Origin of the sequence: Bacillus sp. SH7-1 (assembly GCF_008042405.1) — a bacterium.
GTDB lineage: Bacteria > Bacillota > Bacilli > Bacillales > Bacillaceae_G > Bacillus_A > Bacillus_A thuringiensis_N.
Genome location: NZ_QNUD01000026.1, coordinates 90752 through 110644 on the forward strand (window position 1 = coordinate 90752; position 19893 = coordinate 110644).

The window sequence follows — 19893 nt, forward strand, 5'->3', positions numbered from 1 at the left end:
AAATTCAATCATTTGTTTTACTATTTCTTACGGAACATACCTACACAGTTTCTACTACTGCTTCGAGCATCGTTCCATTTTTAGCATAATTCGTATGCCAAGAAAAAGCTTTCTCTAAAATATGAGGAGTTTGTCCGCCTCTTGTTTTTGCTTCCTCGTAATAAGCTCGTAGTTGATCACGATACATTGGATGTGCACAATTCTCAATAATGAGTTCCACTCTTTCACTTGGTGCAAGTCCTCTTAAGTCAGCAAACCCTTGTTCAGTGACGATAACATCTACATCGTGTTCCGTATGGTCTACATGAGAAACGAAAGGAACGATACTTGAAATGTTACCACCTTTCGCAATTGATTTAGTAACAAAGATAGCTAGACGGGCATTTCTTGCAAAGTCACCAGAACCACCGATACCGTTCATCATTTTTGTACCTAAAACGTGAGTAGAGTTCACATTTCCGTATATATCTAATTCTAAAGCAGTATTAATTGAAATTAATCCAAGGCGACGAATGATTTCAGGATGATTGGATATCTCTTGTGGGCGCATCATTAATTTGTGACGATATTTTTCAAAGTTAGAAAATACTTTTTGCATTTTCTCCTCAGAAAGTGTAATTGAGCAGCATGAAGCAAAATTGACTTTCCCAGCATCCATAAGATCAAAGACCGCATCCTGTAAAACCTCAGAATACACTTCTAAATCTTCAAACTCAGAATCTAACATTCCATGAAGAACTGCATTAGCCACTGAACCAATTCCCGATTGTAACGGTGCTAAACGATTTGTTAATCGGCCCACTTTTACTTCTTCTCGAAGGAACTCTATTAAATGCTGTGCCATGATAACAGTTTCTTCATCCGGAGGAACAATTGTCGATGGTGAGTCTAGTTGGTTCGTAAACACAATTCCCTTCACCTTTTCAGCATCGATAGGAATACCAATCGTTCCAATTCGATCATCCGTTTTCACAATTGGAATTGGAAGCCTTTCTCCTTGTTTACCTGGTTCATATAAATCATGTAGCCCTTCTAGTTGCGCGGATTGAGCCATATTCATTTCAATGATGATGGACTTAGCATTTAAAGAAAACGCTAGAGAATTCCCTATTGAAGTCGTTGGAATAATCATGCCATCCTCAGTAATCGCAACCGCTTCCAAAATAGCAAAATCTACATCCATTACGTCAGCGCGAAGTAACTCTGCTGTATGAGACAAGTGCTGATCTACAAATAAAAAGTCTCCGTTATTAATTCCTTTTCGCATAGCCGCATCGGCTTGGAAAGGCAATCTTTTCCCTAAAATTCCTGCTTCCGCAAATAATTTATCCACATCAGAACCTAAAGAGGCACCAGTATAAACATTCACTTTAAAAGATTTATCATTCTTAACTCGGTTTACAAGCGCAAATGGGACTGCTTTCACATCACCTGCACGTGTAAACCCACTTAAGCCTAAAGTCATTCCACTTTCAATCCATGAAGCTGCTTCTTCAGGTGTAACTACGCGATCTTTCAGACGTTGATCCCTAATTCTATCCAAATTATTCTCCATATGTAATCCCTCTCCTAATGAATATTCATAATTATTTTACACTTTAACAGTATCCAAATAGGGATTTCAGTATACAATGCCAAAAATTCAGACAAAACAGCGAATCAAGGTTCTAAAGCAGAATATTCTAGAATCCTAGAAGTTTGCGAAAATAGCTAGCGTATGATTGACTAACTGGTACCCTCTCTCCATTATCCATCGAAAGTAAAAAAGTAGAATGCGTATCAGGATATATCGCTTTAATATGATTTACGTTTACAATAAAGGAACGGTGGCATCTAATAAATGAATCTTTCGGAAGCAAGTATTCGAATTCTTGTAGCGAGTATTTATGTGTTCCTGTTAACTCTTCTGAATTTACATACGTCTTTTTATCTTTCGCCTCTAAATACATAACCTTTGAAAAAGGAACCGGAATCCAACCGTCCGTTGTTTTTAAAGTAACGACTGACTTTCCATCCGTTAAAGCTGGATAAATAGCTGTCACGCAACCTTCAAGCTTCCCATTGTTTGCAAATGGTACGGCCATTCCGTGATAAGGAATACCAAAAACATCCCGATTAATAAACTCAGAGGTTTTTTGGTTCGTCACCATTGCCTTATGAGCAATCGTTCCTTCCTTTATAGGATCCCCGACGCTAATCTTTAAATCAATTCGTTTACTTGGCCGATAATAAATATATTCTTTCGTATTCGATACAGCAATTGAAATTTCATCTGAAAATAATTCCCCAACAACATCTAATAGTAAACCTAATGTATTATCTTCCATATTATTAACACCTCATTCACTATTATACTATTATTGTGAACGAGCATCTGTTGCTGTGTATTAAAAGTTTGATTAGAAGATAGCTGATCTTAAAATCTCGCAACTATAACTACCAAAGCTATGCCACATTTTAAAAATAGTTTCCGCTACTATTACTCCATTACCTAAAGAAACCTCACTTCAAAAAAGTGAGGTTTCTTCTCATACGATATTTCTTTACTGTTTCACTAATTCTAATAACTTCTTAACAAAATAAATGGAATTATGTGAAGCAGAAACACAATTATCTTCAAATACTTCTATACCAGACGCTTCTTCTGTATCTGTTATTGATCTCACTGCTAAAAACGGTATTGCATTTGCATAACAGACGTGAGCTATACTTGCAGTTTCCATATCTACACAAAGTGGATTGTATTTAGAGATTATTTCTGTACGGCCGCTTTCACTAATAAACGCTTCTCCAGTAACTATTTTTCCACAATAAACATTTTGAGCGAATTGATTGTTCTCAACCACTTCACAGCTTAATTCAAGAAGTGTACTATCTGTATTAAAGTATACGCTCTCCATCCACGGATGATATTCAGTCAATATCCCTTCATCAACATCGTGATATGCTATTTCTGTTGAAATTACTGTATCTCCAATTTTCAATACTTTATCAATCGCTCCTGCAACACCTGTTACAATAATATGTGTCACATTAAACTTATCTATTAATATTTGAGCTGCAATTGCTGCGTTAACTTTACACACACCACAATACAATGCAACAACTTCCACATTTTCATATTTCCCACTATGAAACGTTAACATCGCAAGGTTCGTTATTTCCTTATTAGTCATCTCTTCAATAAATGGCATAATTTCATCTTCCGATGGACCGATAATTCCAAATTTCATATATTCAACTCCTCGAAACTGTTTCTATATTTTTTGAAGCAATTTTTAAAAAATCTTTTCTCTAACAAATATATAAATACAAGCCCAAACTACAATCGGTTTGGGCTTAACTTTCTCATCTATTATGCGCATCTAACCACGAAATCAAATCTTTAAATACTTCATCTCTATTCACTTCATGGAACATTTCATGCCTTCCATTTTCATATAAACGTAGTGTCACGTCTTTCACACCACTTTTTTTATAGTTTTCATATACTTCTTTTACACCTTTCCCCATATCTCCAACAGGATCACGGTCTCCAGAGAATATATGTATCGGAAGATTGCTTGGCGTCTTCTTGTATTCTTCTAGTTTATTTACTTCTAATACACCAGAAAATAATTCTCGATAAAAACTCGTCGTACAAATGAATCCACATAACGGATCCGCAATATATTTATCAACTTGATTATTATCTGAAGATAACCAATCAAAATTTGTACGATTTGGCTTAAAGTTCGAATTAAAGTTTCCGAAGGATAAAAAGTTTAGCATCGGACTTTTCGTTTTTGCCCCGCGCAATTTCATCTCAATTGTCGCTACTTTATGACCAATGACTCCTAAAAATCCAGGATTCCCACCAGTTCCTGAAATAAGAAATCCATCATATAGTTCGCCTCTAAGTTGCACAGCTCGTCTTGATAGGAAAGATCCCATACTATGACCAAGTAAAAACAAGGGACATGACTGCTCTTCTTTTATCATTTCCGAAACAAAGATCACATCAGACACAACCTGATTCCACCCTATATCCGGTTCAAAATGACCATAGTCTTCTTCTCTTTTCACTGTTTTCCCATGACCTTTATGATCATGTGCATAAACACCATACCCTGCTTCTAATAACGCATCAATAAAGTCAGTATAAACACCTGCATGCTCTGTCATACCGTGTGCAATTTGAATAATCCCTTTTGGTTCACTTTCTGGTAACCACTTGCGTAAATAAATTTCCGATCCATCCAATGCCGTAACGAAACTTTCCTTTACGTTCATTTCGTCAGCCCCCAAATCTATTATGTATCTATAAAAAATGAATATACATTCATTATTCTTATTATGTATTATATGCAATTGCTTTCATTATGACAAATACCTTCCTTTTCCGATTAGCCGTCAGACTATTATGTTGACGAATCACAAATAAAATTATATAGTTACTTACATAAAGTAATTATTATATTTTTAGGAGGTCTCTACTATGATGCCATCACTATTTTTAGCACATGGTTCACCAATGCTCGCTATTCAAGATACAGATTATACACGCTTTTTAAAAACACTTGGCGAAACATATAAACCGAAAGCAATTGTTATTTTCACTGCTCACTGGGAAAGTGAAGTATTAACGATTTCCTCATCAGATAACGAATATGAAACAATTTATGATTTTGGAGGTTTTCCTCCTGAGTTATACGAAATTAAATATCGTGCAAAAGGTTCTTCTAGCATAGCATCCATGTTAGAAACAAAATTTAAAAATAAAGGTATTCCAGTTCATCATAATATGACGCGAGGTTTAGATCACGGCTCATGGACACTCTTGCATCGCATGTATCCAGAAGCAAACATTCCTGTCGTACAAATATCAGTAAATCCATTCCTTTCTGCAAAAGAACAATTTAAGATTGGAGAAGCATTAAAAGGACTTGGACAAGAAGATATTTTAGTAATCGGTAGCGGTGTTACCGTTCATAACTTACGAGTACTGAAATGGAATCAAACTACACCCGAACAATGGGCAATTGAATTTGATGATTGGATTATAAAACATATGCATACAAACGATAAAGATGCATTGTTTAATTGGGAAAACAATGCGCCTCATGCACAATTAGCCGTACCAAGAGCAGAGCATTTTGTTCCTTTATTTATCGCTATGGGAAGTGGTGAAAATAGCGGTGAAGTCATTCACCGTAGTTATGAGCTTGGTACATTAAGTTATCTATGTCTTAAATTTTAAAGAAAAGGATGAAGCAATCATTGCTTCATCCTTTTTTCATTCACTTAGTTAACTAACTTCCAAATGTCGTTTCTCTGATACCTCTTCGTTCTTATTATGAAAATAAACCCAGATGCACGCAATAAATAATAGTGATGATGTAGAGAAGAAAACATATTGGAAGCCTGCATGCGCTGCAATTTGTCCACCAAGTACTGGTCCAATCATATTTCCTAAAAACTGAAACGATTGATTATACCCAAATATTCGTCCTGTTACATGGGTTGGCGTATGCTGTTTTAGTAGAGTTTGTACGGAAGGTAATAATCCTGCTTGTGCGATACCTAATAAAAATCGAAGAATTAATAGCTGCCAAGCTGAGGTTACAAATGCTTGCGGAATAAAAATAATTCCTGCAGCAAACAATGCTACTACTAACGTTTTTTGAGGACCGATATGATCTGACAATCTCCCTAATTTAGGTGCTGCCAAAATAACTGCTAGCCCTGTCGCTGACATAACTGCCCCTGCAATCATTTCGATATGAGACGTTCCTGCCCCTTCCAAATTCTTTACGTATAACGTAATAATAGGTTGAATTGACATATTCGCAAGTTGAATAATAAATGTTGTTACAAATAAACTAATAATTAAATGCTTTGCTGGAACCATCGTCCATACTTTTTTCGGCTGTGCTTTTTTTGCCTTGGCAGAGTGATTTTCTTCATGTAAGAAGAAAAAGACGATTAGAAAAGAAAGGAATAAAAAAGCTCCTGTAACAAGAAAGACATGGCGCATTCCAATCAATTCAGATAAATAGCCTCCAAGTAACGGTCCAAGTAATGAACCGCTCACGCCACCAGTTGAAATTGTGGAAATCGCCCAACCTGAATGCTCTGTCGGAGTTTCTGCTGCAATAAATGTCATCGCCGTTGAAAGGAAACCAGATACTGCTCCCATCAAAAATCTTAGTGCGACTAATTGATATACATCCGTTACAAACCCCATAAGCGTCATAATAATCGCCATACCAAGGCTCGCGCGAATCAGCATCAATTTCCGTCCATGTATATCACCAAGCTTTCCCCATATAGGTGATACGATCGCACCCATTAAAAACGTTACACCAAATGCAAGTCCCGACCACTGTGCAATACTAGAAGTGCCAGTCACCCCTAATTCCTCAATATAAAAAGATAAGAAAGGAATTACTAAGCTCATACCGGCCGCAGTGGTAAAACAACCTAGCCAACAAATCATTAAATTTCGTTTCCAGCTGGCCATTTTCACACCTTCTTTCATTCGATACCCATTCTACACCCTTTCTTGTAAAAAGTTTAGTAATTTGCTTTATTTGTAAGATTTTCTACAAAACCCGCTATTTTCTAGTGAAAATCACTACAATCCCACATTTTTTTCATAATAAAACCAACTCCCCCTAAATGAAGTTGGTTAATAATCCATTATCGGTATTAAACGAGCATCACAAGTTCTTTCATAAAACTCAATCGGACCTGCTTGTCCAATAATTGCATATTCATATCCTTCTTGCTTCATACTCTGTAAACAAAGATGTAACAATTGCCTCCCTACACCTTTCACATGATTTTGTTTCGCTATACCCATTGGACCAAACAATCCTTTCTTTCCTCTCACTACATCATAACAAGCGAAACCTACTATCACTTCTTCTTGTTCTGCTATATAAATAGGTAAGTTTTCTTTATATGTACGAAATCCATATTCTATCGAATGTAACCACCGTTCACCAAATTCTGCTTCACCAAAGCTTGCTAATTGTTCAAAATCAGAAGCGTTAGCCTTTCTAACAGTACAAGTTAAATCATTATAAATAGGAACAAAACCTTTTAAATCGACTGCTAAATCTCTTGGCTCAGCTATAATACGTAATATATCTCTTTGCATCTGTGCATTTTCAATAACTGGATTTACACGAAATAATGCATATATAACATGTCCTTCATTCATTATTACTTGTTGAAAACGTTCCATACGTTTCTTCGCTATTTGTAAAATTTCTAGCGTCTTATGGGATAACTTATATTGTCCTATTTTTTTATAATCTTGATCCGTTAAATCATATTGTTTTCGCAATGAAAGTTTTTCTAAAAAATCCGTACCCATATTACGAAACAAATACATATACAAGTCGCCACAAACGCCAGTACCTTCTTTACACATACCAATAAACAGATGAACTGGTTGAATAAGATTACATTCTGCCTCTTCTGCTGCAATCTTCATTATGTTTTGCACACGTTTTGTAAATTGAAATCCCTCCATATGTATCTCCATCCCATACTACTTTACTATTAAACCGTAACCATAAATAAATGACACAATTATTCCAACTACTAATATACCTGGCAGTAAATTTGCAACCTTAATTTTAATAATACCAAGTAAGTTCAATCCAATAGCGGCTATCATAATACCGCCCGTAGCTGTCATTTCCACTATAAATTGATTCATTAATTCTTTCGGGACCAAACTATTAATTTGTGTTGCAAAAACCGCAATACTACCCTCATATAAAATCACCGGGATTGCTGAAAACAATACGCCAATCCCTAAAGTTGTCGTTAATATAATAGAAATAAACCCATCAATAATCGCCTTTGTAAATAAAATATCGTGATTTCCGCGAATCCCGCTGTCGAGTGCACCAAGTATCCCCATCGCACCAATTGCAAAAATTAAAGTAGCGGTTACAAAACCTTCTGATATGCTCCCTTTCCCTTTCGATCCAACTTTAGTTTCTAACCAATCCCCTAACAGTTTTAACTTTCCCTCTAGTTGTAGCCATTCCCCGATTACCGTACCAATGACTAAACTTAGTATGACAACAAGAAAATTTTCACTTTTCAATGCCATTTGAAGTCCAAGCACAGTAACCGCTAAACCGATTGCGTGCATTATGGTTCCCTTCATACTTTCTGGAATTCTACTAAATAATTTACCAAGTAAAGTACCAAATATAATACAAATCCCATTTACAACTGCTCCTAATATAACCATTTCTTATTCTTCACCCTTCGAATTCTTTATTTCTATATTTTGGTTTATTCATTGATTTACAGGTTATCTATATGTTAACTTAATATTGAGAATATTAACAAATGTTTTTCGCTACATAAACCGCAATTTTTTGTAGCAATACATAAAGTGAAACTTTACTCAGCTGAAATTTTGTTGCCCACAAATAGCGGGATAAACTCAAAAGGGAAGGTATTTATGAAAACTTTACTAAAACGATTTTTGTTAATAGCCTTTTGTATTACACCAATTGTTGTATTAATTAACCACTCTTTTACTTCAAAAGCGAAAGACAAACCTGATTTCCAAAACAAATCTAGCAAAACTGCTTCAACAAGCGACAAAAAAAGAGAAGACCCGGAAATTACACTCACCTTTTCTGGTGATACAATGTTTGATTGGCAATTACGTCCGGTAATCGAAAAAAATGGGGCTGACTACCCATTCCAACATGTAAAAGAAGAAATAAAAAAAGCTGATATTTCTTTCGTTAATTTAGAGTCAGCATTTACAACGAAAGAAAAGAAAGCACCTGGACAGCTATTTTGGATTAAAAGTGATCCATCCACACTACAAGCTATTAAAAATACTGGATATGACATCGTAAATATCGGGAATAATCATACACTTGATTACGGTCAAGAGGGATTATTAGATACGATCTCTCATGTAGAAAAATTAAAGTTCCCTTATATTGGCGCCGGAAAAAATGCAAAAGATGCATATACCGCACGAGAAATGACTGTAAAAGGAAAAAAATTCAAATTCCTTTCCTTCGTCCGATTTATGCCTGATTTTACTTGGGTAGCTGATGACAATAAACCTGGCGTTGCGAATGGATATGATTTAGATCTTGTAACAAAAACAATTAAAGAGCAAAAGAAAGATGCAGACTATGTAATTGTCTATATGCATTGGGGTGTCGAAAAATCAAATCGTCCGGTAGATTATCAAAAACAATATGTAAATAAAATGGTTACAGCAGGAGCCGACGCGATTGTCGGAAGCCATCCACATTGGTTACAAGGATTTGAATATTATAATAACGTTCCTGTCGCTTACTCATTAGGAAACTTTTTGTTCCCAAGTTATGTGAACGGAAAAAGTGCCGAAACTGGCGTATTAACTTTAACTTTTAAAGGAAAGGATGTCCAAATGTCATTCAATCCTTATATCATCCGTAACAACCAAGTTTCCCCTGTAAATGAGGAAGAAAAGAGAAAAGCTCTACAATATTTACAAACGATTTCAACTGATGTAGAAATTGATGATACAGGGAAAATAATAAATAAACGTAACTAATCAATGCAAGAACCATTTCTCTGTAACATACATGAGAGAATAGGTGATGAATATGCTGAAAGACTTATTAGAAAATGTCAGTTTGTTAGAGAATATTTATAAAATATCTATAGCAATTCTACTTTTATGTTCCGTTTTCTCTGTTAGACTTCTAAAAAAAATAAAACGAGAACGAAAACTTACTACCTTTGAATTCACTATGTATGTAATCATTCGTATTGCAATATTTTTTTGGTTAGCTAGCTTTATTCTTCTTGAATTTAATGAGTATCTAGTTTAACTGTAAAAAAGATAGAACAAGCGTTATATTTCACCGCTTGTATCTATCTTTTTTATTTGGATACTAACTCTTTCCTTCTATTAAATAAGTAAATCAAACAAAACAGGATTTTTATTAAGCTCCATAAATTGAATATTATTTTCTTTGAAACGAGTAATTAATTGCTCGTAATCTTCTTTATGTTTTAATTCTACACCGACTAGCGCTGGACCATTTTCCTTATTATGTTTCTTAATATACTCAAAGCGAGTAATGTCATCTTCTGGCCCTAATCCTTTATCAAGAAACTCTCTTAACGCTCCCGACCTCTGCGGGAATTCAATTATGAAGTAATGCTTTAGTCCTTCATAAATGAGCGAACGTTCTTTCATTTCTTGCATTCTATCAATATCATTATTTCCACCACTTAATGTGCATACAACTGTTTTACCTTTAATTTCATCCTGGTATAGATCAAGTGCTGCAATAGAAAGTGCACCAGCAGGCTCTGCTACAATTGCATTTTTCTTATACAGTTCTAAAATCGTCGTACAAACCTTTCCCTCTGGTACTAAAACAATGTCATCAATTACATCTTTACAAGTTTCAAAAGTTAACTTTCCTACCTTTTTAACAGCTGCTCCATCAACAAAACTATCTATTTTCTCTAATGCAACATTTTCATTTTGAAGAAAAGCCTCTTTCATAGATGCAGCTCCCATTGGCTCTACGCCAATGACCTTTGTAGCAGGACTAACACCTTTTACATATGTACCAACACCTGACGCTAATCCACCACCGCCGATTGCTGTAAAGATATAATCAACCGATTTCTCCATATCATGCATAATTTCAACTGCCACTGTTCCTTGACCAGCAACGACATGCGGATCATCAAACGGATGAACAAACGTCATTCTATTTTCTTCACAATAGCGCTGTGCTTCTTGGAAAGAGCTATCAAATGTATCACCAACTAATACAATTTCCGCAAAATCACCACCGAAAAATTGTACTTGTGATACTTTTTGTTTAGGTGTCGTCGTCGGCATGAAAATTTTTGACGGAATCTTCAATAAATTACACGTATAAGCAACTCCTTGCGCATGATTACCAGCACTTGCACAAACAACACCGTTTTGTAATTGCTCTTTCGGTAAGCTTTGAATTAAATTGTACGCACCACGAATTTTGAAAGAGCGAATCAATTGTAAGTCTTCTCGTTTTACATAAACGTCACAATCATATTTCTCAGATAAAACTGTATCACGTTGTAACGGTGTTTTAATAACGATATCTTTCATGCAATTATGGGCCATTAAGATATCTTCAATTTTTACTCTCTCCTTTACCTTTTGCACCATTTCATATCATCCTTATCTCTTTTAAATTGGCTCAATCAAAATTCGGTACTTTTAGAACTGCACCTGTATTCGCCGATGTTACCATTTGTGCATAGCGGCCAAGCCAGCCGGTTTTCACTTTCGGTTCTGGTCGTTTCCATTCTTTTTTACGCTTATCTAATTCTTCATCACTCACTCTTACTTCTAGCAAGCGTTCCTCAACATCGATACAAACGATATCCCCTTGCTTGAGAAGTGCAATCGTTCCGCCCGCAGCTGCTTCTGGCGAAATATGCCCTACCGAAATACCACGTGAAGCTCCAGAGAAACGACCATCCGTTAATAGTGCAACATCTGCACCTAATCCCATACCAGCAATTGCTGATGTTGGTGCTAACATTTCTGGCATACCAGGACCACCTCTTGGTCCTTCATAACGAATGACAACTACATCTCCTTTTTTCACTTTCCCAAGCATAATGCCAGCAAGTGCCTCATCTTGTGAATTAAAAATAACGCAAGGTCCTTCAAATCGTTTTACTTCAGTTGCACCGCTTTTAATAACTGCTCCGTCTTTCGCAAGGTTGCCTTTTAATATACGCAATCCCCCTTCTTCACTATGAGGGTTTTCAAGAGAGTGAATAACTTCCTTATCTTTAATCTCTGCATCAGCAATATTTTCTCTTAATGTTTGCCCAGTAGCAGTTATTCGATCAAGATGAAGTACTCCTTCTTTCCGGCTCATCTCTTTCAAAATTGCACTAATCCCGCCCGCACGATCAATATCTTCCATATGCCAATTTGAAGCTGGACTTACTTTACATAAATGAGGTACACGTCTTGAAACTGCATCAATACGGTTCATATCATAATCTAGTCCTGCCTCTTGTGCGAGTGCTAGCGTGTGTAATACTGTATTCGTTGATCCACCCATCGCCATATCAAGTGCAAAAGCATCGTCAATTGCTTCTTCTGTTACAATATCACGCGGCTTAATATCTCTTTCAATTAAAATTTTCAATTTCTCTGCTGCTTGTTTAATTAACTCTTCACGTCTTGGATCAATTGCTAAAATACTCCCGTTACCAGGAAGAGCTAAACCTAACACTTCACATAAACAATTCATAGAGTTCGCGGTAAACATACCCGAACAAGAGCCACAAGATGGACAGCCATGATCTTCAATATCTTTTAATTCTTCTTCTGAAATTTTCCCAGATTGATAAGCTCCTACCCCTTCAAAAACGGAACTTAGATCAACAACTTCGCCTTTAGAGGTTTTTCCTGCTGCCATCGGGCCGCCTGAAACAAACACAGTCGGAATGTTAATACGAAGGGCTGCCATCATCATACCTGGTGTAATTTTGTCACAGTTTGGGATACAAATCATGCCATCAAACCAGTGTGCATTTACAACCGTTTCTACTGAATCTGCAATAATTTCACGACTTGGAAGAGAATAACGCATACCGATATGTCCCATCGCAATACCATCGTCAACTCCAATTGTATTGAATTCGAATGGTACCATACCTGCCGCACGAACTGCCTCTTTTACAAGTTTCCCAAACTCGTTCAAGTGTTTATGCCCTGGAATAATTTCAATAAAAGAATTACAAATCGCTATGAAAGGCTTATCAAAATCTTCATCTTTCAAACCAGTTGCTTTTAATAAACTACGGTGCGGTGCTTTATCAAAACCTTTTTTAATCATGTCACTTCTCATCTTGTCAAATCCCCTCTTACATATTTTTCATTTATACTCTCTTACTCTATTTCTTTACTAATTCTTTCGGTGCATGAATCCAGCTCATCATTTCACGAAGCTCTGCTCCCACTTTTTCTAATTGATGATTTTGTTCTGCTTTTTTCATTGCGTTATACGTCGGACGCCCTGCTTGATTTTCTAAAATCCATTTCTTCGCAAATTCACCTTGCTGAATTTCTGTCAGAACACGCTTCATTTCTTTCTTCGTTTCATCTGTAACAATTCTCGATCCTGTTACATAATCTCCAAACTCTGCCGTATCTGAAATAGAATGGCGCATAGTCGTTAATCCACCTTCGTACATTAAGTCAACAATTAGCTTTAATTCATGCAAACATTCAAAGTATGCAATTTCAGGACGATATCCACCTTCCGTTAACGTTTCGAACCCGGCCTTCACAAGTGCAGTTACCCCGCCGCAAAGTACAGCTTGCTCACCGAATAAATCCGTTTCGGTTTCTTCTTGGAATGTCGTTTCAATTACACCCGCACGTGTACAACCTACACCTTTTGCATACGCCAGTGCTACATGTAGCGCTGTTCCCGTCGCATCTTGATGCACTGCGACTAATGCTGGAACACCATTTCCTTCTTGAAATACACGGCGAACGAGATGACCTGGACTTTTTGGCGCAACCATCGCTACATCTACGTAACTTGGCGGATTAATTTGGCCGAAGTGAATGTTAAATCCATGTGAGAAAAGTAACATTTGTCCTTCACGAAGATTCTCTTCTACTTCTGCTTTATACACATAAGCTTGCTGTTCATCTGGCAATAACATTTGTACAACTTGTGCGGTTCGAACCGCTTCTGAAACAGACATTACTTCAAATCCATCCACTTTCGCTACTTCATACGACTTACCAGGACGAACACCAACTACAACCTCTACACCAGAATCACGTAAATTTTGTGCTTGCGCAAGACCTTGTGATCCATAACCAACTACTGCAACAGTTTTTCCTTGTAATAACTCTACATTTGCATCTTTTTCATAATATGTTTTCATATTCCATACACTCCTTATAATTTATTTACTTGCAGAACATCAATTAATTTTTTCAACTGACTAACAAGTAATGTCGCTTCATTTTCAGTACAAACTGCTGTGAGTTTCATTTCAGAAACACCACTAGTATCTCTTTCTTTTAAATGTAAAGAAGAAATATAATAACCACGCCGAGCAAAAATCCCACTTATACGTAATAAGACGCTTGGCTCGTTATGAATAACGAGTGAAAAAGTATGACTCATTCTTCCCACCTCTTCATAATCATTTCGTTATTCCCTTTGTTTGGCGGAACCATCGGAAATACGTTTTCACCTTCTTCTACACAAAAATCAACTACGACAGGACCTTCGTGAGCAAATGCTTCTAACATCACTTGTTTTGCCTCGGTTGAATTTGTTGCTCTTAATCCCTTTACTCCATAAGCTTCTGCTACTTTCACAAAATCTGGTGATCCAATTTTTGATTCTGATAAACGATTTTCATAAAACATTTCTTGCCATTGCCTTACCATCCCTAAAAATTTGTTATTTATAATAAATACTTTTACAGGGATGGTATTTTCAGCAATTGTTTGTAGTTCTTGAATGTTCATTTGAAAAGAAGCATCGCCTGCAATACAAATGACGAGTTCTTCTTCTTTTGCAAGCTGAGCACCAACTGCCGCCGGGAAACCAAACCCCATCGTTCCTAGTCCGCCAGATGTTAGAAAAGTCCGTGGGTTTTTCGCTTTATAAAAATGCGCAGCCCACATTTGATGCTGTCCTACTTCTGTCGTAACAATCGCTTCACCGTTCGTTAATTCACTTACTAGACTAATAACATGCTGTGGTTTTAACTCACCTTCTTTTTGATTGTAGGAAAGAGGATATTCCTCCTTCCATTCCCCTATTTTCGTAAGCCATTCATTTGTTTGTGTACGAATTGGCATATGTAACAACATGTGTAACGCTTTTTTCACATCTCCAACAACCGGATATTCCACAGTTACATTTTTATGAAACTCAGAAGAATCAATATCAATATGTACTTTTTTTGAGTTCGGAGAAAAAAGTTCTAATTTTCCTGTTACACGATCATCGAAGCGAACACCTAATGCAAGTAGTAGATCACATTCTGTTACTGCCATGTTTGCAGCATACGTTCCATGCATGCCGAGCATTCCTAAAAATAACGAATCTCCCGGCGGATATGCACCAAGTCCCATTAAAGTGGAAACGACAGGAATACGATTTTCCCTCGCAAACTGAATAAGTTCATCAGAACCACCCGAATGAATGATCCCTCCTCCAATATAAAGAAGTGGACGTTTTGCTTCGGAAATTACTTTAGCTACCTCTCTAAGCTTCCTACTGTCTGGCATAGGCTCTAATTTGTACCCTGGAATCTCAATTACTTCATTATAAAAACTTGTTACCTTTTCATTTTGAACATCTTTTGGAATATCAATTAATACGGGTCCTGGTCGCCCGCTTTCTGCGATGTAAAAAGCTTCTTGTACAATACGTGATAAATGATTCACATCACGAACTTGGTAATTATGCTTCGTAACAGGTACTGTAATCCCGACAACATCTGCTTCTTGAAATCCGTCTTTTCCGATGAGAGGTTTTGCAACTTGCCCTGTAATAACAACTAAAGGAATCGAATCCATATAAGCATCCGCTAAGCCCGTAACTAAATTTGTTGCCCCTGGTCCAGAGGTAGCAAAGACTACCCCGACCTTTCCAGAAGCTCTCGCATATCCTTCTGCCGCATGAATGGCAGCTTGTTCATGACGAGTTAAAACGTGATTCAAACCACTTCCATATAACGCATCGTACACTGGCAAAATCGCTCCGCCCGGATAACCGAAAACGGTCGTTACACCTAGTTTTTTCAAACATTGAATAACATGTCCGGCACCTGTCACATCTTCACACTGTAATTTCTCACGTGTTGTATGCTGCTCCATTTTAATTAACTCCTCTCCCTATCTACAGTAAGCTCTCCGCCATTCCTGGAACACGTACGCCTCTTTCTCTCGTTAACTTTTTAAATTCCTCTGTCAATTGTTTCGTTACACTTCCTGGTTTTCCATCTCCAATTTCTCTTGAATCAACTTTTACAACTGGAATTAATTCTGCTGCCGTTCCTGTTAAAAACACTTCATCTGCTACATATACGTCATGGCGAGTAAATGGCCTTTCCTCACATGGAATATTAAGTCGTTCACATAGCTCGATAACACTATTTCTCGTAATCCCTTCTAGCGCCCCTAAGTAAGAAGGAGGTGTTAACACTTTTTCATCTTTCACAACGAAAACATTATCTCCAGATCCTTCACAAACATATCCTTGCTGATTTAACATAAGGGCCTCTAGCACTCCTGCTTGTGCTGCTTCAATTTTTACAAGTACGTTATTTAAGTAATTCATTGACTTAATACGTGGATCCAATGCATCTGGCGTATTACGTCTTGATGCAACAGATACAACACTTAGTCCATTATCATAAAATTCCTGTGGGAATAATTTTAATTGTTCTGCAATGATAATAACGCTCGGTTTCACACAACTTCTCGGATCAAGTCCTAAGTCCCCTTTTCCTCTTGAAACAATTAAGCGAATGTAGGCATCTGCATACTCATTTTTTTGAAGTGTCTGTAAAACCGCTTCTTCCATTTCTTCAACCGTCAGTGGGATTGTAAGTAAAATAGATTTTGCCGATTCATATAATCGTTTTACATGTTCTTTTAAACAAAATACATTTCCACCGTAACTACGAATTCCTTCAAATACACCGTCTCCGTATAAAAAACCGTGATCATATACTGAAACAACTGCCTTTTCTTTTTCTACAAATTCCCCATTCATATAAATGTACTGGTTTCCCATCTCACATCGCTCCTCTTTTTCTCTCTATTTTTGCAATCCATTTCTATATCGATTGCTGAGATGAGTATTTTTAACAGAATATTCAGTATATAAATCTTAAAAATATACTCGTCTCAACAATCGATTACATAATACATACTTGTAGCAATCCATTGCTGAGACGAGGGAATCGTGGTACCACTCAGCTTCCTTACACTTCTCACGAAATATAAGCTCTGCAAGTCCAATTAGACTTTTGTTTTTCTATCGAAAACAACTCCGCTACTTTTTACTAGTTTTCAAAAGTAGTACTCCGAGGTGATTTTCAATGATGAAATTGTTACCACCCTCACAGCTTCTGGGCAGCTCTCTGAAACAATTTTCTTCATTTACTCTCCTCTTCTACGCATTATCGTATTCTATTTTTTAAAATAAAAACTCTCGCCTCAGCAATCAACTACTACAATTTAGTAGCTTTGATTGCTGAGGCGAGAGTTTCGCGGTACCACTCAGCTTCCTTATACTTCTCGCGAAATATAAGCTTTGTAGGTCCAATTAGACCCCCGTCCTTTTACCGGAGACGATGCCGTCGCCCTCTACTCAGTTTCCCTTTCGCAAGCGATGCTCCGAGGTGATCTTCAATGATTCGATTGTTACTACTCTCACAGCCTAGGAGCAGCTCTCTGAAACGATCATAACCATCTACTTTCCTCTTCTTTGCATATGCAACATATAAAGTTAGAAAATTCTTAATTCACTTTTATTTGTTAAACGTATTATAGGACGTTGTTCTTTTCATTGTCAACATGTTTCCAGAAAATATTTTTAATAATACATATATTTTCGAATCTTTTTTATTGCGCAATAAAACTTTTTGTATAATACTATATAAAACATATATATTTAGGAGGATTACAACAATGTCCGAAAAAACATACGAACTCGCAACCTTCGCAGGCGGTTGCTTTTGGTGCATGGTAAAGCCATTTGATGAACTTCCTGGTATTCATAAAGTGCTTTCTGGCTATGCAGGTGGTCATGTAGAAAACCCAACATATGAACAAGTAAAAGCTGGTACATCTGGTCATTTAGAAGTTGTACAAATTACATTCGATCCTTCTATTTTTCCATATGAAAAATTACTAAATTTATATTGGCCACAAATCGATCCAACTGATGATGGCGGACAATTCTTTGATCGTGGTCCATCTTATCGCACCGCTATTTTTTATCATAACGAAACGCAAAAAGAGCTTGCTGAAAAATCAAAACAAGCTCTTACTGAAAGCGGAATGTTTAAAGATCCAATCGTAACTGAAATTCGCCCGGCTGCACCTTTTTTTGAAGCCGAAGAATACCATCAACATTTCTATAAAAAGAACCCAGAGAAATATGCTACTGAGCAAAAAGAATCTGGCCGTGCAGACTTTATAAAAGAAAATTGGCAAAAAAAATAATAAAAATGCATCGTACTCTCTTTTCAAAGTGCGATGCGTTTTTATCTTTGAAAAAAGTACCATACAATGATAAAAACAACAGCTGTTAATGTCCAAAGTACTATCTCATTTTTCACCCTACTCTTTTTCTGATTCATTCCATCCCCTCCTAGTAACAATTAAACATAGTCAAGACTTCTTTTGTTTAATTGTCCACTGGATAAAAGTAAATAAATCCTTACATATTCTTATAATAAGACCACCAATGATTCCAATTGCAATTGAAATTAATAACATCTGTCCAAAACTAAAAGAATTTGTGTACGTTATGTAGAGAACGATACATATAAGTAAAACATACGGTAAAGAAAGTAAAAACCTTTTTAACATTCCTTTATCTCTCCTATACTTTATTTATATCTTCTACTGTAACTTTGAAATAAGGTTTGTTCAAAAATTCCATTTAGACCCTCATTTTACGAAAAATAATAAGAATCCCTTTTCAAAAAAGATTCTTATTCAGCAAATTTAAGTTTAATTATTTTCTACATATCCTATTCCATAATTACTCCTAAAATAGTTTAATATTACTAATAATTTATTGTAAATTGACTATTTACCAGGCAATCGAATGTTGTTCCAGCTACCTACATCGCATTGGCCAAATTCATTATTCCCTACCGCGACCACCGTGCCGTCTGATTTAAGTCCGACCGTATGCGCGCAACCAGCCGCTATCGCTACAATATCTCGCCAATCACTTACATTACATTGACCATACTCATTCCAGCCCACTGCCACCACGGTACCGTCTGATTTAAGTCCGATTGTATGATTCGTACCAGCTGCTATCGCTACAATACCTCGCCATCCACTTACATCGCATTGGTTATGTTTATCATTCCCCACTGCAGTCACTGTGCCGTCCACTTTAAGACCAACAGTATGAAGATACCCAGCCGCTACCGCTACAATATCTCGCCAGCTGCTCACATCGCATTGTCCATATCGATTATTCCCCACCCCCATCACTGTGCCGCCCACTTTAAGACCGACTGTATGCCAGTCACCCGCCGCCGTAGCCACAATATTTCGCCAGCTGCTTACATTACATTCTCCTTCTTTATTTCGCCCTACTGCCATTACCGTTCCATCCAGTTTAAGGCCAATGGTACGACGCCACCCTGCCGCTACCGCTACAATATTATTCCAGTCGTTCACATCGCATTGACCATGCTTATTCCATCCCACCGCTTCCACAGTATTATTACTTTTAAGAGCGATTGTATGAGCATTACCTGTGTTCGTCGCCATATGAACATTGCCCGCTGCGACGGCTTCAATATCACAACAACTGCTTACATTGCATTCTCCTTCTTTATTTCGCCCCACTGCCACAACTGTGCCATCCGATTTAAGAGCAACGGTATGACCACGACCTGCCGCTATCGTACCTTTAGGCCACCGTTTCACTTTTAATATCTCTTCGTAATTCATGTTTTACCTCCTTGTATATAAGCAACCATATCAAAATAAATATTTTTATCTAATTTTATTATAAATGACCCGATTTTTTTATAAATTTACAACTATAAAAGAAGCCTATTATTACTTCTTCCAAAAATAAAAACCTCCAGTTTAAA

Annotated in this window: 19 protein-coding genes and 2 other annotated features; of the genes, 4 read left to right on the plus strand and 15 right to left on the minus strand. The window is 36.8% G+C overall.

What is annotated here, in order from left to right; translation table 11 throughout:
* Positions 1 to 40 precede the first annotated feature (40 nt).
* The 4 genes from DN390_RS20585 to DN390_RS20600 form a co-directional block, all read right to left on the minus strand.
* On the minus strand, positions 41 to 1555 hold the full coding sequence (locus DN390_RS20585) for an acetyl-CoA hydrolase/transferase family protein (RefSeq protein WP_060630404.1): 1515 nt from the start codon (positions 1553 to 1555) through the stop codon (positions 41 to 43).
* 127 nt (positions 1556 to 1682) lie between these two features.
* A complete protein-coding gene (locus DN390_RS20590) occupies positions 1683 to 2327 on the minus strand; it encodes a LytTR family DNA-binding domain-containing protein (protein ID WP_097951491.1) in 645 nt (214 codons plus the stop codon).
* A gap of 216 nt (positions 2328 to 2543) precedes the next feature.
* Positions 2544 to 3233: a 5'-methylthioadenosine/adenosylhomocysteine nucleosidase gene (locus DN390_RS20595; protein ID WP_147808282.1), complete on the minus strand. Its 690-nt coding sequence runs from the start codon at positions 3231 to 3233 to the stop codon at positions 2544 to 2546.
* A 115-nt stretch (positions 3234 to 3348) separates the two neighbouring features.
* Positions 3349 to 4272, minus strand: coding sequence for an alpha/beta hydrolase (locus DN390_RS20600; protein WP_147808283.1), 924 nt, complete (start codon positions 4270 to 4272; stop codon positions 3349 to 3351).
* 205 nt (positions 4273 to 4477) lie between these two features.
* Between DN390_RS20600 and DN390_RS20605 the strand changes: the two genes are divergently transcribed.
* Positions 4478 to 5239 (plus strand): DODA-type extradiol aromatic ring-opening family dioxygenase, encoded by a 762-nt coding sequence (locus DN390_RS20605; RefSeq protein ID WP_147808284.1) that lies wholly within the window; start codon positions 4478 to 4480, stop codon positions 5237 to 5239.
* A 48-nt stretch (positions 5240 to 5287) separates the two neighbouring features.
* Here the strand turns inward: DN390_RS20605 and DN390_RS20610 are convergent, their stop codons facing one another.
* The 3 genes from DN390_RS20610 to DN390_RS20620 form a co-directional block, all read right to left on the minus strand.
* Positions 5288 to 6502: a multidrug efflux MFS transporter gene (locus DN390_RS20610; RefSeq protein ID WP_147808285.1), complete on the minus strand. Its 1215-nt coding sequence runs from the start codon at positions 6500 to 6502 to the stop codon at positions 5288 to 5290.
* Between the two features lie 168 nt (positions 6503 to 6670).
* Positions 6671 to 7522 (minus strand): GNAT family N-acetyltransferase, encoded by an 852-nt coding sequence (locus DN390_RS20615; RefSeq protein WP_147808286.1) that lies wholly within the window; start codon positions 7520 to 7522, stop codon positions 6671 to 6673.
* A gap of 18 nt (positions 7523 to 7540) precedes the next feature.
* Entirely contained in the window at positions 7541 to 8257 is a 717-nt protein-coding gene (locus tag DN390_RS20620; RefSeq protein ID WP_060630398.1) for a DUF554 domain-containing protein, read from the minus strand.
* A 216-nt stretch (positions 8258 to 8473) separates the two neighbouring features.
* On the opposite strand from DN390_RS20620, the gene DN390_RS20625 reads away from it, so the two are divergent.
* On the plus strand, positions 8474 to 9577 hold the full coding sequence (locus tag DN390_RS20625; RefSeq protein WP_147808287.1) for a CapA family protein: 1104 nt from the start codon (positions 8474 to 8476) through the stop codon (positions 9575 to 9577).
* A 52-nt stretch (positions 9578 to 9629) separates the two neighbouring features.
* Complete coding sequence (locus tag DN390_RS20630; protein WP_147808310.1) at positions 9630 to 9857, plus strand: hypothetical protein; 228 nt, start codon at positions 9630 to 9632, stop codon at positions 9855 to 9857.
* Between the two features lie 80 nt (positions 9858 to 9937).
* Here the strand turns inward: DN390_RS20630 and ilvA are convergent, their stop codons facing one another.
* The 6 genes from ilvA to ilvE are packed head-to-tail and all read right to left on the minus strand — an operon-like array spanning position 9938 to position 16835.
* Positions 9938 to 11200 (minus strand): threonine ammonia-lyase IlvA, encoded by a 1263-nt coding sequence (gene ilvA, locus DN390_RS20635; protein ID WP_147808288.1) that lies wholly within the window; start codon positions 11198 to 11200, stop codon positions 9938 to 9940.
* Positions 11201 to 11231: 31 nt separating this feature from the next.
* Positions 11232 to 12905, minus strand: coding sequence for a dihydroxy-acid dehydratase (gene ilvD / locus DN390_RS20640; RefSeq protein WP_147808289.1), 1674 nt, complete (start codon positions 12903 to 12905; stop codon positions 11232 to 11234).
* A 46-nt stretch (positions 12906 to 12951) separates the two neighbouring features.
* The gene (ilvC, locus tag DN390_RS20645; protein WP_147808290.1) at positions 12952 to 13959 is read right to left on the minus strand and encodes a ketol-acid reductoisomerase; all 1008 of its coding nucleotides are present in this window, start codon (positions 13957 to 13959) and stop codon (positions 12952 to 12954) included.
* A gap of 14 nt (positions 13960 to 13973) precedes the next feature.
* A complete protein-coding gene (locus DN390_RS20650; protein ID WP_000019909.1) occupies positions 13974 to 14204 on the minus strand; it encodes an ACT domain-containing protein in 231 nt (76 codons plus the stop codon).
* The gene (gene ilvB, locus DN390_RS20655; RefSeq protein ID WP_147808291.1) at positions 14201 to 15913 is read right to left on the minus strand and encodes an acetolactate synthase large subunit; all 1713 of its coding nucleotides are present in this window, start codon (positions 15911 to 15913) and stop codon (positions 14201 to 14203) included. The genes DN390_RS20650 and ilvB overlap by 4 nt, the downstream gene beginning before the upstream one ends.
* A 22-nt stretch (positions 15914 to 15935) precedes the next feature.
* Complete coding sequence (gene ilvE / locus DN390_RS20660) at positions 15936 to 16835, minus strand: branched-chain-amino-acid transaminase (RefSeq protein ID WP_147808292.1); 900 nt, start codon at positions 16833 to 16835, stop codon at positions 15936 to 15938.
* Positions 16836 to 16988: 153 nt separating this feature from the next.
* Positions 16989 to 17228: a binding site (T-box leader), on the minus strand.
* Positions 17229 to 17295: 67 nt separating this feature from the next.
* Positions 17296 to 17541, minus strand: a binding site (T-box leader).
* A gap of 193 nt (positions 17542 to 17734) precedes the next feature.
* On the opposite strand from ilvE, the gene msrA reads away from it, so the two are divergent.
* Positions 17735 to 18271 carry a peptide-methionine (S)-S-oxide reductase MsrA gene (msrA, locus tag DN390_RS20665; RefSeq protein ID WP_097879500.1) on the plus strand — a complete coding sequence of 179 codons (537 nt, stop codon included), beginning with the start codon at positions 17735 to 17737 and terminating at the stop codon, positions 18269 to 18271.
* Positions 18272 to 18439: 168 nt separating this feature from the next.
* Here the strand turns inward: msrA and DN390_RS20670 are convergent, their stop codons facing one another.
* Entirely contained in the window at positions 18440 to 18640 is a 201-nt protein-coding gene (locus DN390_RS20670; RefSeq protein ID WP_097951476.1) for a hypothetical protein, read from the minus strand.
* Positions 18641 to 18862: 222 nt separating this feature from the next.
* Positions 18863 to 19747, minus strand: coding sequence for an RCC1 domain-containing protein (locus tag DN390_RS20675; RefSeq protein ID WP_147808293.1), 885 nt, complete (start codon positions 19745 to 19747; stop codon positions 18863 to 18865).
* Between the last annotated feature and the right edge of the window lie 146 nt (positions 19748 to 19893).

Excerpts from the sequence above, each read along its gene's own strand:
- DN390_RS20585 (WP_060630404.1), bottom strand. The coding sequence starts at position 1,555 with ATGGAGAATAATTTGGATAGAATTAGGGATCAACGTCTGAAAGATCGC.
- DN390_RS20590 (WP_097951491.1), bottom strand. The coding sequence starts at position 2,327 with ATGGAAGATAATACATTAGGTTTACTATTAGATGTTGTTGGGGAATTA.
- DN390_RS20595 (WP_147808282.1), bottom strand. The coding sequence starts at position 3,233 with ATGAAATTTGGAATTATCGGTCCATCGGAAGATGAAATTATGCCATTT.
- DN390_RS20600 (WP_147808283.1), bottom strand. The coding sequence starts at position 4,272 with ATGAACGTAAAGGAAAGTTTCGTTACGGCATTGGATGGATCGGAAATT.
- DN390_RS20605 (WP_147808284.1), top strand. The coding sequence starts at position 4,478 with ATGATGCCATCACTATTTTTAGCACATGGTTCACCAATGCTCGCTATT.
- DN390_RS20610 (WP_147808285.1), bottom strand. The coding sequence starts at position 6,502 with ATGGCCAGCTGGAAACGAAATTTAATGATTTGTTGGCTAGGTTGTTTT.
- DN390_RS20615 (WP_147808286.1), bottom strand. The coding sequence starts at position 7,522 with ATGGAGGGATTTCAATTTACAAAACGTGTGCAAAACATAATGAAGATT.
- DN390_RS20620 (WP_060630398.1), bottom strand. The coding sequence starts at position 8,257 with ATGGTTATATTAGGAGCAGTTGTAAATGGGATTTGTATTATATTTGGT.
- DN390_RS20625 (WP_147808287.1), top strand. The coding sequence starts at position 8,474 with ATGAAAACTTTACTAAAACGATTTTTGTTAATAGCCTTTTGTATTACA.
- DN390_RS20630 (WP_147808310.1), top strand. The coding sequence starts at position 9,630 with ATGCTGAAAGACTTATTAGAAAATGTCAGTTTGTTAGAGAATATTTAT.
- ilvA (WP_147808288.1), bottom strand. The coding sequence starts at position 11,200 with ATGGTGCAAAAGGTAAAGGAGAGAGTAAAAATTGAAGATATCTTAATG.
- ilvD (WP_147808289.1), bottom strand. The coding sequence starts at position 12,905 with ATGAGAAGTGACATGATTAAAAAAGGTTTTGATAAAGCACCGCACCGT.
- ilvC (WP_147808290.1), bottom strand. The coding sequence starts at position 13,959 with ATGAAAACATATTATGAAAAAGATGCAAATGTAGAGTTATTACAAGGA.
- DN390_RS20650 (WP_000019909.1), bottom strand. The coding sequence starts at position 14,204 with ATGAGTCATACTTTTTCACTCGTTATTCATAACGAGCCAAGCGTCTTA.
- ilvB (WP_147808291.1), bottom strand. The coding sequence starts at position 15,913 with ATGGAGCAGCATACAACACGTGAGAAATTACAGTGTGAAGATGTGACA.
- ilvE (WP_147808292.1), bottom strand. The coding sequence starts at position 16,835 with ATGGGAAACCAGTACATTTATATGAATGGGGAATTTGTAGAAAAAGAA.
- msrA (WP_097879500.1), top strand. The coding sequence starts at position 17,735 with ATGTCCGAAAAAACATACGAACTCGCAACCTTCGCAGGCGGTTGCTTT.
- DN390_RS20670 (WP_097951476.1), bottom strand. The coding sequence starts at position 18,640 with ATGTTAAAAAGGTTTTTACTTTCTTTACCGTATGTTTTACTTATATGT.
- DN390_RS20675 (WP_147808293.1), bottom strand. The coding sequence starts at position 19,747 with ATGAATTACGAAGAGATATTAAAAGTGAAACGGTGGCCTAAAGGTACG.